The organism is Halolactibacillus sp. JCM 19043 (assembly GCF_001310395.1).
GTDB lineage: Bacteria > Bacillota > Bacilli > Bacillales > Amphibacillaceae > Halolactibacillus > Halolactibacillus miurensis.
In genome coordinates this window covers 1-16,617 of the sequence record NZ_BAXD01000046.1, presented here as the reverse complement: position 1 = coordinate 16,617, position 16,617 = coordinate 1, and the positions used below count along the sequence as shown (strand labels likewise).

The 16,617-nt window shown below is 40.1% G+C and carries 13 protein-coding genes; 10 read left to right on the top strand and 3 right to left on the bottom strand.

Going from position 1 to position 16,617, the window contains the following annotated elements:
* The coding region (locus JCM19043_RS14550; RefSeq protein WP_062323619.1) for a sugar ABC transporter permease at positions 1 to 1,300 on the top strand (1,300 nt) is incomplete at its 5' end.
* Positions 1,301 to 1,314: 14 nt separating this feature from the next.
* Positions 1,315 to 2,157 carry a sugar ABC transporter permease gene (locus JCM19043_RS14545; protein ID WP_062323621.1) on the top strand — a complete coding sequence of 281 codons (843 nt, stop codon included), beginning with the start codon at positions 1,315 to 1,317 and terminating at the stop codon, positions 2,155 to 2,157.
* A gap of 151 nt (positions 2,158 to 2,308) precedes the next feature.
* Here the strand turns inward: JCM19043_RS14545 and JCM19043_RS14540 are convergent, their stop codons facing one another.
* The gene (locus tag JCM19043_RS14540) at positions 2,309 to 2,788 is read right to left on the bottom strand and encodes a hypothetical protein (protein WP_062323618.1); all 480 of its coding nucleotides are present in this window, start codon (positions 2,786 to 2,788) and stop codon (positions 2,309 to 2,311) included.
* Complete coding sequence (locus JCM19043_RS14535; RefSeq protein ID WP_062323616.1) at positions 2,781 to 4,295, bottom strand: sensor domain-containing diguanylate cyclase; 1,515 nt, start codon at positions 4,293 to 4,295, stop codon at positions 2,781 to 2,783. Before JCM19043_RS14535 ends, JCM19043_RS14540 begins: the two co-directional genes overlap by 8 nt.
* Before the next feature lie 262 nt (positions 4,296 to 4,557).
* Between JCM19043_RS14535 and JCM19043_RS14530 the strand changes: the two genes are divergently transcribed.
* From JCM19043_RS14530 to JCM19043_RS14520, 3 genes are all read left to right on the top strand, one after another.
* Positions 4,558 to 7,677, top strand: a complete 3,120-nt coding sequence (locus JCM19043_RS14530) for a pullulanase-associated domain-containing protein (protein WP_197274835.1) — start codon at positions 4,558 to 4,560, stop codon at positions 7,675 to 7,677.
* A complete protein-coding gene (locus JCM19043_RS14525) occupies positions 7,596 to 11,018 on the top strand; it encodes a pullulanase (protein WP_062323611.1) in 3,423 nt (1,140 codons plus the stop codon). Before JCM19043_RS14530 ends, JCM19043_RS14525 begins: the two co-directional genes overlap by 82 nt.
* A gap of 767 nt (positions 11,019 to 11,785) precedes the next feature.
* Complete coding sequence (locus JCM19043_RS14520; protein ID WP_062323609.1) at positions 11,786 to 12,673, top strand: 5'-3' exonuclease; 888 nt, start codon at positions 11,786 to 11,788, stop codon at positions 12,671 to 12,673.
* 256 nt (positions 12,674 to 12,929) lie between these two features.
* On the opposite strand, the gene JCM19043_RS14515 is transcribed toward JCM19043_RS14520, so the two are convergent.
* Positions 12,930 to 13,133: a hypothetical protein gene (locus JCM19043_RS14515; protein WP_062323607.1), complete on the bottom strand. Its 204-nt coding sequence runs from the start codon at positions 13,131 to 13,133 to the stop codon at positions 12,930 to 12,932.
* Between the two features lie 170 nt (positions 13,134 to 13,303).
* On the opposite strand from JCM19043_RS14515, the gene JCM19043_RS14510 reads away from it, so the two are divergent.
* The 5 genes from JCM19043_RS14510 to JCM19043_RS14490 form a co-directional block, all read left to right on the top strand.
* Positions 13,304 to 14,092 carry a sulfite exporter TauE/SafE family protein gene (locus JCM19043_RS14510; protein ID WP_062323605.1) on the top strand — a complete coding sequence of 263 codons (789 nt, stop codon included), beginning with the start codon at positions 13,304 to 13,306 and terminating at the stop codon, positions 14,090 to 14,092.
* Between the two features lie 121 nt (positions 14,093 to 14,213).
* Positions 14,214 to 15,140, top strand: a complete 927-nt coding sequence (locus JCM19043_RS14505; RefSeq protein WP_062323603.1) for an MBL fold metallo-hydrolase — start codon at positions 14,214 to 14,216, stop codon at positions 15,138 to 15,140.
* 2 nt (positions 15,141 to 15,142) lie between these two features.
* Complete coding sequence (locus JCM19043_RS14500; RefSeq protein ID WP_062323601.1) at positions 15,143 to 15,805, top strand: reverse transcriptase-like protein; 663 nt, start codon at positions 15,143 to 15,145, stop codon at positions 15,803 to 15,805.
* On the top strand, positions 15,806 to 16,009 hold the full coding sequence (locus JCM19043_RS14495; RefSeq protein WP_062323599.1) for a hypothetical protein: 204 nt from the start codon (positions 15,806 to 15,808) through the stop codon (positions 16,007 to 16,009).
* Positions 16,010 to 16,305: 296 nt separating this feature from the next.
* The coding region (locus JCM19043_RS14490) for an Rpn family recombination-promoting nuclease/putative transposase (RefSeq protein ID WP_197274836.1) at positions 16,306 to 16,617 on the top strand (312 nt) is incomplete at its 3' end.

Here is a 16,617-nt window from a genome sequence, read left to right as displayed (position 1 = left end):
CAACCACAATAAACAGACCGAAGCTACAACACAGACAAAACATAACCCTACACTTGCAGCACTTCTATCGATCATTCCTGGCCTTGGTCAAATGTATAATAAACGTTTTATCAAAGGCTCTGTTATCTTCGTCCTCTTCGCAGCATTTATGATTGCGATGTTTGATTTCCTATCTAGTGGCGTGACAGGTCTTGTTACTTTAGGGGTAGAAGAACGTGTTGATGATTCACGGGTATTTTTAAGTGAAGGTATTCTATCGCTCATCTTTATTACATTCTTTGCGACTTTCTATGTATTGAACATTCTTGATGCGCGAAGTGATGCAAAGAAACTACAAATGGGCTGGAAAGTTCCTGGAGTGGTAGAAGGATTTAGAAATGCTTGGGATACAGGCTTCCCGTACTTACTCGTAGGACCTGGTTTATTCTTACTTATTTTCGTCGTGCTGTTCCCACTATTATTTATGGGATTCTTAGCATTCACAAACTACTCGCTGTATAACGCACCACCTCGTGCTTTACTTGAATGGGTAGGATTTAAAAACTTTATTGATCTCTTTACAATTACAGAACTACGTGGCACATTCCTTAATGTATTATCTTGGACATTGATTTGGACGTTTATGGCAACGACATTATCGATTGCACTGGCAATGTTCTTATCAATCCTTGTGAATGATCCGCGCCTTAAATTTAAACGTTTAATCCGTACAGTCTTTATTTTACCTTGGGCCGTACCGGGATTCGTCACAATTATTATTTTTACCGCACTCTTTAATGATAACTTTGGTGCGATAAATGCCGACATTATCCAACCGCTATTTGGTACAGCGATACCATGGCTCACAGAAGCCAATTGGACAAAAGTTGCCTTGATCATGATTCAAGTCTGGCTTGGTTTCCCATTTGTTTTTGCCTTATTCACAGGGGTCTTACAAGGAATTTCGAGCGACTGGTATGAAGCAGCGGATATGGACGGTGCGACGCGTTGGCAAAAATTCAAGTTCATTACGTTCCCACACTTGATGTTTGCGACCGGTCCACTCTTGATCACGCAATTCACCTTTAACTTTAACAACTTTAATATCATTTACCTCTTTAATGGTGGTGGTCCACCAGTACGTGGCCAATCTGCCGGTGGTACAGATATTTTAATTTCCTGGATTTATAACTTAACCTTTACGAACTCACAGTACAGTTTAGCGGCTGCGATTTCTATTATTTTAGGTATTATTGTAGCGACATTCGCATTCTTCCAATTCCGTCGCTCAAGCTCGTTTAAAGAGGAGGGACAATACTGATGGCTAGTCAACCAATGAGTAGAAAAACAAAAAATACCCTAGAATTAGTCGTGATGTATGCGGTGATTGCCGTTATGTTTGTGATCATCATTTACCCACTTCTCTGGGCATTAGGTATGTCACTTAATCCAAGTTCTAACCTTTATGGTGCCTCTCTTATTCCTGAAAATTGGAGCTTCGTTCACTATGAATGGCTCTTTACCAATCCACGTAGTAATTATTTAACGTGGTATAAAAACACACTGATTGTTTCTTTATCAGTGGCATCGGTCGGTACACTGCTTGTCAGCTTTACCGCTTATGCTTTCAGTCGTTATCGTTTTAAAGGGCGTACGTATGGTTTATATGCCTTTCTTTTACTACAAATGTTCCCAGTATTGATGGCGATGGTGGCGTTATACATCTTGCTTAATACAATCGGTTTACTTGATAGCTTACTTGGCCTGATTATCATTTATATTGGTGGTAATATTCCAATGAATGCTTTCCTAGTTAAAGGTTACTTTGATACGTTACCGAAAGAGTTAGATGAATCAGCTAAAATGGATGGTGCCGGTCACTTTAGAATCTTCTTCCAGATTCTATTACCACTTGCGAAGCCAATCCTTGCGGTTGTGGCGCTGTTTAACTTTATGAATCCATTTATGGACTTCATTTTACCACGTATTATTTTACGTAGCCCTGAGAACTACACATTAGCACTTGGTCTGTTTAACTTCGTTAATGACCAGTTCTCAAACAACTTCACGCGTTTTGCGGCTGGGGCGATATTAATCGCCGTACCAATTGCGACTGTGTATCTGTTCTTACAGAAATACTTGATTTCTGGTCTATCAGCCGGGGCAACAAAAGGTTAATAGATGTTTATCAAAAGTCATCAGACCTTGTCTGGTGGCTTTTTTGATCATAATCTAAAAGCTTCTTAAACGTGATTCTATCAATGGACATAAATACGTTAGAAATTAACAAGCAGGCAGGGCCACTAATGGCTCTGCCTGTTTAACTGATTTAACTATAACGGCCAACGGTGATTTGGTTATAGACTTCATCAATCAGCTTTTCTTTTGTATTTGGATGAAACAACTTTGCGATACTGATTCTTTTACTAGAGTGATAATCTAATGTATTTTCTTGCATCTTTTGGTCTAAGTACGGCAACATAAATTGATCAATCGGTAAGTAGGCAAGCGTATAGGTCGTGTCTTTTTTTAATTCAATGTAGATTCCCGTTAACTCGGTAAAGATAAAGGGATGGTACTCGAAACGTAAATGAATGTCCTTGCGCTGCATGTTTTTAATAGCTTTCACATGCGTCGTTTGATTATAGAAGTATACGACTTGTTCGAAAGAATAATACAACTCATCCAGTGATTGATGTAAAGCTTTAAGTTTGATTTTTGCGAACAGCACCATCGCAAATTGATAAGCCTTGCGGCTTGTCAACCACAACAGGATAAACGGAATCATAAATAGTAAATAATCATTCATCGACTTCTCCCCCTTGATAGAGGACCACTTTATTTTTACCGGATTTTTTTGCTTCATAGAGCGCTTCGTCACTTGTCTTTAAAATGGCGTGTTCTGTTAAGTCATGAATAAAATCGGTATGAGAGACACCTAAACTAATCGTCAAGTGGCCTCCGGGTTGTGTGTGTTGTTCAGGGAAAGGTTCGGCCAAGACAGCTAACCGAATCCGATCAGCTATGTCATAAGCTTCTTCAGGCGTCACATTCATCAAAATAACTGAAAACTCTTCCCCGCCAAAGCGATAGCTTTGGTCGGTTTTTCGCATGTGACTTTTCAGTAAAGTCGCCAACTGTTCTAAAGCCACGTTGCCCAACAAGTGGCCGTTTGTATCATTGTAGTGTTTAAAGTAATCAATATCGATCATGACGACCGCAAATTGCGGATCTTTTTCTGAGAAGATGTGCGTCAAATCGTTTTTTAAAGCGCGTTGGTTTTTTAACTTAGTGAGGCCATCAGTCACGGACATCGTCTTAATATGCTGGTACATATTCAATTGATGAATCGAAATAGCCGTTTGTAAGGCAAGTGGCATTAAGTTATCAATTTCTTCAGGTGTTATTTTTTTATGTGTGACGGGATTATCAATCAGTAAAATGCCAATCTTTTTATTTTGGTAAACCATCGGTACGATCAAGACCTCATCCATATGAAAGTAGTCGCTGAGCTCGTTTAGAATAGTATCATTAACATCTTTCACATTGATTAAACGATCTTTACCATCTCGAAGCGCTTGATAAAAAATCGATGAAGGCCTAAAGTCGAAGGACAAGGATGATACGAGTTCATTTAACTCAGGATCAATATGTTCTTCATCCATACGTTCCAAGAGATCAGTCAATTTGTATTTTTTTACCGCAATTTCATTCCATTTCTCAAAGCCATCCTTGCCCCTTACGGGACCAATGCCCATCATTCCATGAATGTGATTAGACAGATGATCATTCAAAAATACGAGACAACGATTAAAACCTAGACCGTGTCCGGCAGTGATTGTCGTGACGATGATATGTAATAACCGGTCAAGTTCATCCGTTTGCTGGATAGCTGCCGATATTTCTTTCATAATCGTCAGTTGTTTCGTGTTTTGGTACATCTTTTGTTTCCAATCAGATAGTTGATTAAAATGATGAATGCCCCGAGTGCCAATAATATAAATGGTTATATTAGTAAGGATAAGAAGCCCAAAGAGTGTCACAGATGGTGTGAAGTATAAAAAATGCCGAATAAGAACAACCGCGCTTGAAATAATCAATCCGTTCGCGTGAAGTGAATACATACCCGTCATTAAATAAAGCACAACGAGTAGGTAATATTCATCTAATAGATGACTTTGAAATGATAAAAAACTGAAGGTGAAAAACAGAAAGACAAGCAAACGATTGCGTTTTTCGTTTAAAAAGAAACGAATCACATTTAGTGCAATCGATACAATAGACATAATAACAATCCATTCAATCAATTCAGACAATATCACCCCTCCTTTTTATATAGTCCTATTATAACAGGTTTTGTAATCGCTGTCTTTCTTTTTAACTATTCAAAAATTATCGCTTGCCAAGATTATCAAAAACATGTACACTTATCTTTGTAAGCGATTGCATAACTGTCACGCCTAAGGTTGTGCAATTTTTTCGCAACATCTTTGCAATCGTTTGCACAAAATGAATAAGGAGGGAACCACATCTTGTAAGAGGTCTTTAAATTATCACACATTTGAAAGGATGATTATGTTGAAGAAAAGGACGTTACGACCGATTGTGGCTCAGTTTTTTGTTTGGCTCTTATTATTTAGTACGATATTCTCGAGTTTACCGCTTACGGCTTTTGCGGAAACTGACACCGAAACAATAGGGGAAGATACATTCCGTGTGTTCTATGAACATACAGGGGAACCTGATGATACACTATACTTATGGCATTGGGGAGGGGCAGCTGAACCTGAAGGGTCGTTTCCTAATGGTCAAGTCTTTGAACCAATCGAAGATGAACAATTTACGCACTATGCCGATGTCCCGTTAAAAGAAGAGGCAACGGATGTTGGTTTCTTAATTGCGGCTTCTAAAGATGAAAAATTATCAGGAGACATTAATCTTGATCTAATCTCACCGGATATGGATCATGTTTTTGTCACCTCAGATGGTCAAGCTCATCTAGCTAAACCTGTTTCTTTTGATACGCCGACTGTTCGTGTGCATTTTAAAGAAACAGACGGAAATTTTGCGGAACCTGGACTTTGGTTCTGGGGCGATTCACCAGCAGCATTAGGAAGTGACGCTGCTTGGCCAACTGATGCTTATAGTTTTACTAGTGAGAATATGTCACCTTATGGCTATTATGTCGATGTTCCACTAAATGAAGGTGCCAAATATCTGGGAGGATTGATTGTAGAAAAAGTCGATGGCAAAAGTCAATCAGGCGATATGACGTTTGATGAGCTAGAGACATACAATCAAATCTTTATTAAAGAAGGGGTAGAAGAAGCGTTTAACAACCCTTACTATGTTTCTAGTGAACCAGAATCAACGACACCAGATGAGACAGAAGGCACAGAAGACATTACGGTTTCAGGAGAAGTGTCTAGAAGTTTTCATTACGATGAACATGCGTTACTTGAATTAACGATTAATAATAACTCAGACGTTGGAATTTCATCGATTCGCGTGGATGTATCGGCGTTAGGGATTGATGTCCCGTTAGAAATCGATCCGACATTACAAGCTGTTACGTTATCGGTTAGTCGTGAGGTTACACCGGGGGAGAAAGTCATTCCAGTGACGGCTATTGATGAAAATGGTGGCACCTATAAGACAGAGGTTACGGCAACAGTCGTTGAGAAAACAAGTGATGATCGCGACTGGGATGAGTCCGTCATTTACTTTATGTTGACGGATCGTTTTAATGATGGTGATCCATCAAATAATAACCCTTACGACTTAGATTATGAGAGTGCACATAACCCACGCGGGACTTATCAAGGTGGGGATTTTAAAGGCGTTACCGAAAAATTAGATTATTTAGATGAGCTTGGCGTGAATACCATTTGGATTACACCAATCGTTGAGAACGTTGGTCATGATGTCGAAGCTAAGTCCGATGATGGCTCTTACTATGCGTATCATGGTTATTGGGCTAAAGATTTCGAAGCGTTAAATCCGCATCTTGGAACGATGGATGAGTTTCATACGTTAATTGATGAAGCAGCCGCTCGCGATATCGATATCATGGTGGACGTTGTCTTAAATCACGCCGGTTACGGTATGAATGCGACGTTAGATGGAACTGAACCAGAAGGCCACCCGACTGAAGCAGATATCGCGCGTTTTGACGGGATGCTGAGAGAATCAGGTGGGGCTGGTGACTTAGAGATGTCACTATCTGGCTTACCTGACTTTAAGACAGAAGAACAAGCGGTACGCGAACAACTCGTTGATTGGCAAACCGCCTGGGTTGAAAAATCAACAACACCAAACGGAAACCGTATTGCGGCTTACCGTGTGGATACAGTGAAACACGTCGAACAAACTACGTGGCAACATTTCAAAAATGAACTTGTCAAGATTGACCCAGCGTTTCGTTTAATTGGCGAGCATTGGGGGGCGAATTTCAATGAAGATGGCGGTCATTTCTATGACGGCACGATGGATGCCTTGCTTGATTTTGGCTTTAAAACATTAGCGCAATCACTCGCAAATGGAAATGTCGAAAGAGCCAATGAACAACTCGTCTTGCGTAACCAGGCCTTAAACAGCGTGCATACACTAGGGCAGTTTTTAGGTAGTCATGATGAAGATGGTTTCCTTCATAGCCTTGGTGGAGATGAAGCGAAATACAAAGTGGCAGTAAGTACGCAACTTACCGCAAAAGGGCAACCGGTCATTTATTACGGGGAAGAATTAGGTCAAACAGGTGCGAATAATTGGCCAGTGTATGATAACCGTTACGATTTTGACTGGGAGGATGTAGAGGGTAATGATCTTCATGCCCATTATGAGACGTTACTTGATTTTAGAGCACAATTTAGTGACGTATTAAGTAAAGGTGAGCGTGAAACATTAATCGCAGATGATGACTTAAGTCAACTTGTCGTCAAACGCGCTTATGACGGTGAAGCTGTTTACTTAGCGTTTAACCCAAGTGCTGAAAGTCAAGAGATTACTTTAAAAGCATCAAATGAAGTAGTTAAAGTAACCGATCATTATTCAGACGCCTCATATGAAACAGAAACAACAGATGATGAACATATGATAACCATCACCGTACCAGCCGCCGCAGACGGTGGGACAGCGCTACTTCAGGTGGAAGGTGGTGACTTACTTTCTACACATACCACACCAGATGAACCTACAGAAGAAGTCGCACCGGTAGAGGAGGGGTCTTTTCGGCTTCACTTCCGTGGTCTTGATACTAGTCGTCTTAGTGAGCTTGGTCTTTGGGTTTGGGAAGATGTTGAAAGCGCGTCGGAAAACTGGCCGGTAGGAGCTACGTCATTTTCAGAAGCCGTTCAAACAGATTATGGTTATTATTTAGATATCCCGATTATTGAGGATGCCAAACAAATTGGCTTTTTAATCAATGATACAGCTGGTGCGAATGTAACCGATAATATGTTTGTTGATATTTTAAGTCCTGATATGAATGAAGCATGGGTGACAGAAGATGAACAAGTGTATCCCTACGAGCCATTAGAAAATGAAAACGTCATTCGAGTGAATTACACGCGAGACGACAATAATTATGTTGGTTGGGCCTATGGACATGGGGTGACGTTGTGGCTGCCACAGGAAACTGGCCAAGTGGGGCACATGACTTCGAACAAGGTAAATACGGTGCTTTCTTTGATTTACCGGTGAAGGAAAATGCTAGTCTCATCCAATTTTTGACCTTAAATAAAAATAGCGGTGATCAGTCGGGTGATTTGTCTTATTCGATGGACGGTGCGACGCAAATCTTCTTAAGAGCAGGAGATGAGCAAGTTTACACCAACCCTTACTTTGTGACTGAAGAAGGTTTAACCGGTGCAGAACTCATCGGTCTTGATACGATTGAATTGACTTATAGTGCCATTGGCGACTGGTCAATAGACGATGTGAAAAACGATATTGACGTAACAACACAAGGAGGTGACGCTGTCGTGATTGATGATGCATCGATTGATCCTACCAACAATAAAATCAAGCTTACCGGTACGTTTACAACAGAAGACGCGCCTTATACTGTGCGTCACTTAGGACGTGAGGTACAAGCAAAAGCAGGATGGAAATTAAAAGATAACCTTTATGGTTATGACGGAGACTTAGGTTTAGTAGATGTAACGGATACATCCGCAATAATAAAGGTTTGGTCACCTTCAGCTGATACAGTTGATCTTGTCCTTTATGATTCAGACACACCAACCGATGTGATTGGTGAGTACGCGATGACACGTGGAGATAAAGGGATATATACCATAACGTTAGATAAAGCTTTAACCGGACTTGACAGTCCAAAAGGTTATTACTATCACTTTAAGATCACACGTGGTGATGATAGCGTCTTGGCCCTTGACCCGTATGCAAAATCAATGGCGCAGTGGACCAGTGACGATCATGATGATGCGGTTGGTAAAGCCGCGATTGTTGATGTCACTGAGATTGGTCCAGACCTTGACTACGCAACGATTGATGGGTTTAATCACCGCGAAGATGCGATTATTTATGAAGTGCACGTGCGTGACTTTACGAGTGATCCGTCATTAGAAGGTGAACTCGATCATGAGTTTGGTACATTTAGTGCCTTTTCAGAAAAGTTAGATTACATTGAATCACTCGGTGTGACACATATTCAACTATTACCTGTCATGAGTTATTTCTTTAGCGATGAATTTAATAAAAATGAACGCTTACTTGATTATTCATCCACAGATAATAACTACAATTGGGGTTATGACCCACATAGTTACTTCTCACTGACCGGTATGTACTCAGAGGACCCGAGTGACCCAGCCAAACGCATCGAGGAATTTAAAAACTTAATCAAAGAAATCCATGACCGTGATATGGGCGTTATTTTAGACGTTGTTTATAACCATACGGCACGCGTGCATATCTTTGAAGATTTAGAGCCGAATTACTATCATTTTATGGATAAAGACGGCGAAGCAAAAACAAGTTTTGGTGGTGGGCGTTTAGGGACGACACACCAAATGGCGCGCAGAGTCTTAGTTGATTCAATTAAATATTGGGTCGATGAATTTAAAGTCGATGGTTTCCGCTTTGATATGATGGGGGACCATGATGCTGAATCTATTCAAACCGCTTATGATGAAGCAAAAGCACTGAATCCAAATATCATCATGATTGGTGAAGGTTGGCGCACATTCGCAGGTGACGATCAAGACCCTGACGTACAACCAGCGGACCAAGACTGGATGAAAGATACAGATAGTGTCGCCTCATTCTCAGATGAATTTAGAAATGAGCTGAAGAGTGGGTTTGGTAGCGAAGGACAGCCACGCTTCTTAACGGGTGGGGCAAGAGATATTGATGTGATTTTCAATAATATTATTGCCAATCCGGGTAACTTTGAAGCGGATGACCCAGGTGATGTGGTGCCTTATATCGCAGCACATGATAACTTAACCCTTCATGACGTTATCGCACAATCGATTAAAAAAGACCCGATAGATTTTGAAGAAGAAATCCACCAACGGATTCGAATCGGTAACTTAATGGTGCTGACGAGTCAAGGGACACCGTTTATTCATGCCGGACAAGAATTTGGTCGGACGAAACAATTTAGAGACCCAGATTATATTGAACCAGTAGCAGAAGCCCCATATAAATCAACGTATATGGAATCAGCAGATGGGACACCATTTGAATATCCGTACTTTATTCATGATTCATATGATTCAACGGATATCATTAACCGAATTGATTGGGAGAAAGCAACGAATGAAGAAGCCTATCCTATTCAAACGCAAACACGCGCGTATACGACCGGATTAATTAAACTCCGTCGTTCAACGGATGCGTTCAGTAAAGAAACGATGGAAGAAGTGGCAGAGAGTGTGTCATTAATTGAAGCACCAGAAATTAAAGCACAAGACTTAGTCATTGCCTATGAAGCAAAAGCGTCAACAGGTGAAAGCTACCACGTCTTCATAAATGCTGATGATACCGCACGTGAACTTTCTGTTGGCACTGATTACACAACAGAAAACGTCATTGTTGATCAGAAAACAGCAGGTACCGAAGCCATTGATGACCCAACAGGTGTCACATTGACGTCAACATCCTTAACGATTGATCCGCTCACGGCGATCATTATTCGTGTAGGTGAGCCAAGTGAGGAAGACGATTCAAATGTTCCTGGTGACAATGATGAAGATACAGATAGTGATGAAGAAGTAGATGAGATCACAGAAGATGATGTGGTGATTGATGAAGAAACCAATCTACCAGTGATTGTAGTGAAAGATCATTCGTCCGCTAAATTATCACTAGACGTATTGAAAAAGTTACCAGAAAAAGCCCAGTTAAAAATACAGGCAAAAGATAAGTTAGTCATGATGAACTTCCCGCTTGATAACGTATTAAAACGTGCGCTTGATTCGAATAAAGCTGTCACAATACACGTGAATCAGAAGTCGAAAGCTAACTTTAAAGAACCGACTGGTGTAAGAGTATTAACGGCTCTTTATGATTTCCAAGTATTTATTGGAGAAGAGCGATTGGATGATACATTTGATACGCCAGTAGAAGTACGTTTTACTGTTGATCCATCGGCCATTACCAATAGCGATCACCTTCGTGTGGTTTATGTGAAGGAAGACGGTACACTCACTTACTATCCAATCGACAGTTACAATAAAGAAACTGGAGAAGTTGTTGTGTTACTCCATCACTTTAGTGATTACGTCATTGCAGAAGTAGACCCTTCAGTAGATGATGAACCAGTTGATGAACCAGAAACAGGCACACCAGACGATCCGACAGATACGCCAGCGGATGACTCTGATGCAAATACTGACGACCCAGCAACAGGTAGTGACTCAAGTGAAGGTGATCAAACGAGTCAAGAATTATCAACAAATGGTGATTCGTTACCAAAAACTGCAACGAATATCTATCTGTTCGTGATGCTTGGGGTTATCTTAAGCTTGCTTTCAGCGACGGTGTTACTCTTTAAAAAAGAAGCATCAAATAGCTAATCTTTATTAATATAGACATGATCAAACATGTTAGGCCACTAGACAAGATGACAACGTCTAGTGGCCTTTTAATGCAAACAAATAAAAATATAACGACGAGACACAAAGAAAAGACACGCCACAATCGACGTGTCTTTCTTTGTCCCCCTTATGGGACGGTGCGGAAAATTTGTCTTATTCGACTTGCTTGTTACTTGTTCATCTTACCAAACATTTACTTCCTGACGTGCTAACCCGTCGTACTTGAAGCTTAGTTTGTAACCGTCTTGCTTACTGACACTTGCTTGTCGAAATGCTTCACTACATCCGATTCACGAGCCTTAAAACGGTTAGTCACGTGCACTTTCACGAAAAAATCGTACACTTTCTCTTACATAGCTCTTTGACTCCTGTTACGTCATCTCAATTGCTACGTTCCTGACGAGTTGTTGACGCCAGTTCTTGCGCAAATTTTCCGCCAAGGCTGTGCAGCTCATACCGCACCATTTAGTAAGTCAACATAATAACCTTTCGTATTGGCTTACCATGTTGATCAAGCGCTGGAGTTACCGTTCGTAACGTGAGGTCTTAATCATAATGGGTGGTATATTTGCCTTGTACTTATCTATTCCCGGTTTAACAAATATTAAACACTTTTTTAAAAACTTTTAAAAAAATTAAAAATCATTTAAAAAATAGCGACGGATCACTTTAAACGTAAAGACCGTTCTCAAAAAACAGTGAATCTCTGATATAATAGCTAATAGAATATTAAAAAGGAGCACATTATGACTGAAAAATTATTAATAATCGATGGCTTTAATCTGTTAAGTAGAGGCTATTTTGCGACCGCATTCAATAAGGAACCAGATGAGTTACCGACCAATAGTCAAGGGCTATATATGAACGGCATTCGTGTATTTATTCAAAAATTATATCAACTGATTGAGAAACATGACTTCAGTCATGTAGCGATTTGTTGGGACGTGAAACGAGATGATACCTCGCGTCGACAAGAGTATCAAGCCTATAAAGCCAACCGAGCGGCCTTGCCAGAGCCACTCATCCAACAATATGAATCGCTCGTCTTTCTATTGACCAATTTAGGCTTTACACAATTGACCATTCCACCTTATGAAGCTGACGATGTGATTGGCGCTTTAACTGTCAAGTGGCAACAAGAAACTAATGGTCATAGCTATATGTATAGTAACGATCATGATTTACTTCAGCTTTTATCTGCCCAAACGACACAAATTATCGCAAAAAATAAAGAGGAGCTTATGTTCACAGAAACCGTCTTTACTAATCAATATGCGATCAAACCATCCCAATGGATTGATGTGAAGGCCTTACTCGGTGATAAAGGCGATAACGTACCGGGTGTCCATGGCATTGGTGAAAAATCAGCCTTACCGCTTATTCAAATGTATGATTCCGTTGAAGGGGTCTATCAATCCCTTGATCAACTTGATCCTAAGTTTAATCGATACAAGAAAAAATTAATCGCCGGTGAAGCGGATGCCTATTTAAGTAAGAAACTCGTCACTATTGAAACGGACTTAACAGAGGTGCATGCTTTAGATGTAGCGACATTATTTAATCGCACCCGTCGAGATTTACAATTGAAAGCATTGAATGATTTTGAATTAAAAATTCGTGGCCTTTACTTATAATGCCTAGATGGTAGAGGTTAAAGTGTTTACGCTGCAATCGATGACGCCATTCACTTTTAGTATAAGCAGGCCATTGCTTAAGGCTTAAGCAGTGGCCTGCTTATTTGTTTCGTTATATAATATGGGGTGAGAGTCGGGTCACTGTCGATTACATGACATTAAATCGTCCACCGATCGGAGAGGATGGCAAGTAAATAAGTGTAGCCGCTTATTTTAGCTGAGCAAGCATCTTCTCGCTAAGGGGACCATTTTTCCTTTAAAGTAACTCAATGTGTGAGGTGATGTCACTTATAAGTTCATCTACGCGTTCTTCTGGTGTTGGTAACAGTTGAACGAGTGACTTCTCGGTATAAGAAAATACGTCACGGGTTGGGTGTGGTTTGGCGATACTTTCTAAAGATGCGGATCCGCCGGTAGTTAAGCTAAGCGATAACACTAGGATGCCTATTTTTAACATCATTATCACGCCTCCTCCAGTGGTGAATGTCTGTCTTTATACATAGAATTCCTTTTAAGTTATCATCTTAAACATATGTGAGGTTTTGTTGAAAAGCCGAACGTGTTATAATTGACTTACTGATAGAAAAAGAGAAAACGTTTACTTTTAATAAGAGAATGAGTAAACGATAAGTGAAAGAAGGGATTCGTTTGGCGTTACTTTATTTACTGATTGGTCTTGGGGCGACGATTATTGGCTCACTTGCTGGATTTGGCGGGGGCATACTTATTAAGCCCATCTTAGACTTTTTAGGGCATTATGATTTAAAAACCATTGGCTTTTTATCAGCGTCAACAGTCTTTGCGATGGCTGTCGTGTCAGTGTATACGAGACGACGAATGTTAAAAGAGATGCGGTTAGATCACGCGATTTTACTTGCGACTGGCTCTATTTTAGGTGGATTATTTGGTAAAGGGATTTTCCGTACCTTTAGTCATCTGCCTTGGATTGGGATGGCGCAGACGGGCGCGTTGATTGTGATCTTCTCTCTTGTATTGTATTATGTCAATCATAAACATCAGTTTAAACAGTTTCACATCGAGAGCCGTCTGATGGTGCTCATTATTGGTCTAATATTAGGTCTAATGGCATCTTTTTTAGATATCGGCGGTGGGCCGCATAACGTTGCTATCTTAAGTTTATTATTTGCGTTTGATACAAAAAAGGCAGGATTTTATTCAATCTTCATTATTTTCTTTAGTCAGCTCGCCTCCCTCGTCAGTACCGTTGTCTCAGGTAATCTCTCAACAATGGATTTATCGATGCTTCTGTTTATGGTTCTTGGCGGAATAAGTGGGGGTGTGATTGGGTCAAGATTAGCGAAGTTTTTACCAATTGAAACGGTGGAAAAAGTATTTAATGTGACCATCTTCTTATTAATTTTACTAAATATTTATAATTTTATTCAGTACATGGCATGAATGCCGTGTTTATAAGTCCAAAGTAAGTATAGCGCTAAATAGAAGTAGACTATTTCATCGTGTAATTGCATAAAAAACGGGTATAGTAACCATTAAAGACATACATAAAGGAAGTGACAACATGAAACAAATAGACATGATTGATATTTTCGATTTGAATTTACCAGAACGTACGGCGTCTTACTATTTGCCAGGTGAGGCTCCCACTTTGATTGAAACAAGTGCTGCGCCATCGATTCCTTTTTTACTACAAGGACTAGACCGACGTAATATCGACCGGGCATCTATAAAATACGTCATTGTCACCCATATCCACTTAGATCATGCGGGAGGTGTGGGGTTATTGATCGAATCACTACCAAATGCGACGGTGATTGTCCATCCACGTGGTTTGCGCCACTTAATTGATCCAACCCGATTGATTGAAAGTGCCAAAACGGTCTATGGCGACCAGTTTGATGCCTTATTTGATCCGATTAAACCTGTACCAGAAAACCGTATTCGTTCAGTAGAAGAAAAAGAGACACTCAAAATTGGTGAAAACCGAACCTTAACGTTTTATGATACACCCGGACATAGTAACCATCATTTAACGATTCATGATTCACTAACAAACAGTATTTTTACTGGTGACACACTTGGCACACTCTATCCAACGCGTTTTACTGGGGGTAGTGAACTCATCTTACCTTCAACGTCACCGACACAATTTGATCCTAATGCGATGATGACATCGATGAAGCGGATGCGGGAATTAGCTCCGGACCGGATTTACTTTGGTCACTACGGTTACAGCGATGAACCAGATCATGTGTATCATTCGTTATCTGAATGGTTGAACCGGTTTATCAGGATCAGTGAATGGATTTACGATAAACACAAGGATGAGCCTGATGAACGAATCATAGAGTGGATCGCAGAAGCGTTATTTAATAAAGTTGAAACAGAAAGTTACATTTTAGATCCAGGCATTTTTGATTATTTGACGCATGATTTAGACGTATCAAGTCAAGGATTGGTCCATTATTACCGAAAAAGCGGGCGATAACAATGGTTTACACATTAACTTATGAGTATCATATTGGTCATCATACGCTTAGAATGACGTCTGATTGGTGTGAGCTTGACGAAGCGGTGCTTTATTTTGAGCGGTTGATGTCACATAAAGGCTATCACAACATTCAAGCCATCGATGAATCTGATAGCGTGTATACGCTAAAGCAGTTGCAAAAAGAACAGGAAAGTGATAGACAATCCATTCATCACTTAACCCTTTACTTTGATGCGAGTTTTGATCAACAGTCAAAACTGAGTGGGCTTGGGGTTGTGTTGACGTATGATGTTGGTGACAAAAAAATAAGTCAGCGAAAAAATCTTGATACAGCTAGCGCAAAAACAGTCAATGAAGCCGAATATTATAGTCTGTTTCACGGATTGGAACAATTAAAACAATTGGATTTCCCACCACAGTCGATTGAGATTTATGGCGATAGTTTGGTAGTCATTAACCAATTAAAAGGTGAGTGGCCAGTATTTGATGAGACGTTAGCGAAGTGGGCAGATGACGTGGAAGCTTTACTAAAATCATTAAATCTCATACCTGTCTTTCATCATATTGACCGTCAGGATAATAAACAAGCCGATCGCCTTGCCTCACAAGCGCTCGCAGGGACACTTGTCGATGCGACGCGTGACATAGAAGGAGATGAGTAAATGAAGTTTGGCATGCGAAAACCAAGCTTAAAAAAACGACTCAGCGCCCGGACGTCAATTAAACGACAAATCGTCCATCGCGGCAAAGTTAAAATGCCAAAAGGCTATGGCTGGGTTAGAAACCCGAAAAAGTATGCCTACAACAAAGTCTACAACAAAACGAGTTTTGATCTGTTTAAACTGTTGAAAAAATTATTCAAATGATCAAGAGCATCTTTACCTGTCGTGGGTAAAGGTGTTCTTTTTGTATAGATTATTAAAAAAATCACATAAAAAGTGAGCTCCAAAATCAAATAAGGTTGAGTATCGCGTTAAATAGATGCTTGAAACGGCTTTGAAATTCGATAATAACCGACGTTCACTGACTTGATGAGACTGGCAGAACGCTATATGCTGTAGGTACCTAATTAGGCAGGAACCGTATTGCTGTTGACAGTAACAATGACAAAAAGAATTAAAAAGATGATAGAAGTAAACGATAGCGAAAGTAGGTAGCAAACATTCACGTTCAAAATCCACACGATAAACGCTTTAAAGAAACGTTTCGTCATAAAGATGTGACAAAGGATTTCGTGACGTATTATTTACCGGCTCATATTGTTGAACAGATTGATGTAAATACACTTGAGCCGCAAAAAGACAGTTTTATCACGCAAGATTTAAAGGAAGTTTTTTCTGATCTATTGTTTAAAGTTAATATTCATGATGAAGAAGGGTATTTGTATTTATTGTTTGAACATAAAAGCTATCAAAGTCCAAACATCGCCGTTCAGTTATTGAAGTATATGGTGAAGATTTGGGATAGACAACCG

Bases quoted from the DNA above. Each gene is read 5' to 3' on its own strand.
- JCM19043_RS14500 (WP_062323601.1), top strand. From the start codon at position 15,143: ATGGTTTACACATTAACTTATGAGTATCATATTGGTCATCATACGCTT.
- JCM19043_RS14515 (WP_062323607.1), bottom strand. From the start codon at position 13,133: ATGATGTTAAAAATAGGCATCCTAGTGTTATCGCTTAGCTTAACTACC.
- JCM19043_RS14520 (WP_062323609.1), top strand. From the start codon at position 11,786: ATGACTGAAAAATTATTAATAATCGATGGCTTTAATCTGTTAAGTAGA.
- JCM19043_RS14495 (WP_062323599.1), top strand. From the start codon at position 15,806: ATGAAGTTTGGCATGCGAAAACCAAGCTTAAAAAAACGACTCAGCGCC.
- JCM19043_RS14505 (WP_062323603.1), top strand. From the start codon at position 14,214: ATGAAACAAATAGACATGATTGATATTTTCGATTTGAATTTACCAGAA.
- JCM19043_RS14545 (WP_062323621.1), top strand. From the start codon at position 1,315: ATGAGTAGAAAAACAAAAAATACCCTAGAATTAGTCGTGATGTATGCG.
- JCM19043_RS14540 (WP_062323618.1), bottom strand. From the start codon at position 2,788: ATGAATGATTATTTACTATTTATGATTCCGTTTATCCTGTTGTGGTTG.